This window comes from Variovorax sp. P4_D9 (assembly GCF_056401695.1).
The window spans coordinates 1-775 of sequence record NZ_JBFUIU010001646.1; the positions used below are offsets into that span (position 1 = coordinate 1).

Consider the following 775-nt stretch of genomic DNA (forward strand, 5'->3'; position numbering starts at 1 on the left):
CGATGTCGGCGTCGGGCATCACCACCATGTGGTTCTTGGCGCCGCCGAGCGCCTGCACGCGCTTGCCGTGGCGGGCTCCGGTTTCATAGATGTAGTTGGCGATCGGGGTCGAGCCGACGAAGCTGATGGCCTTGACGTCTGGATGCTCGATCAGCGCATCGACCGCTTCCTTGTCGCCCTGTACGACATTGAACACGCCGTCGGGCAGGCCGGCCTGCTTCAGCAGCTCGGCCATGCGCAGCGAGGCGCTCGGGTCGGTCGGGCTGGGCTTGAGCACGAAGGTGTTGCCCGCGGCGATCGCCACCGGGAACATCCACATCGGCACCATCACCGGGAAGTTGAAGGGCGTGATGCCGGCCACGACGCCCAGCGGCTGGCGCAGGGTCCAGTTGTCGATGCCGGTGGAGACCTGGTCGGTGAAGTCGCCCTTGAGCAGCTGCGGGATGCCGCAGGCGAACTCGACGATGTCAATGCCGCGCGTGACCTCGCCCTGGGCGTCGGTGAAGACCTTGCCGTGCTCGGCGGTGATCAGGTGGGCCAGCTCATCCTTGTGCTTGTTGAGCAGCTCGAGGAACTTGAACATCACGCGCGCGCGCCGGATCGGCGGCGTGTCGGCCCAGGCCGGGAAGGCCGCCTGCGCGGCCGCCACCGCGGCATCCACGTCGGCCCGGTTGGCCAGGGCCACGCTGCCGGTCACCCGTCCTGTCGCGGGATTGAAGACATCCTGCGACCGGGACGAAGCGCCGGCGGCGGGTTGGCCTGACATGAAGTGGGC

At 68.1% G+C, this 775-nt stretch carries 1 protein-coding gene; it reads right to left on the reverse strand.

Going from position 1 to position 775, the window contains the following annotated elements; translation table 11 throughout:
- Positions 1-766: aldehyde dehydrogenase family protein (locus AC1DY5_RS57505; protein ID WP_478123019.1), on the reverse strand; the 766-nt coding region annotated here is incomplete at its 3' end.
- Between the last annotated feature and the right edge of the window lie 9 nt (positions 767-775).